The sequence below is a fragment of the Acinetobacter sp. AL9 genome (assembly GCF_041464035.1).
Classification (GTDB): Bacteria; Pseudomonadota; Gammaproteobacteria; order Pseudomonadales; family Moraxellaceae; genus Acinetobacter; species Acinetobacter towneri.
Window position 1 is genome coordinate 1 of the sequence record NZ_JAYFSK010000244.1, and the last position, 260, is coordinate 260.

Annotated in this window: 1 pseudogene; it reads left to right on the forward strand. The window is 40.4% G+C overall.

What is annotated here, in order from left to right:
• Window positions 1-260, forward strand: a pseudogene (locus tag ACEO2X_RS14530) (mobilization protein); the annotation flags it as partial.

The following is a 260-nucleotide window of genomic DNA, read 5'->3' on the forward strand; positions in this document are numbered from 1 at the left end:
AAAGGCAATTCAAAATCATGTATTGATTACTTGCTCGGTGCAGATCGTGACCGTGAACATGCCAAAGTTTTGAGTGGTGATGTTGAGCTAACGTCTGCAATTATTGATTCAAGCAGATTCACAAAGAAATACACAAGCGGTTGTCTGTCCTTTGCCGAAGCTGACTTACCAGAAGCCGATAAGAAAAAAATCATGGCTGATTATGAAGCATGTTTATTCCCTGGTATGTCTCCAGATCAGTACAACATTCTGTGGATTGA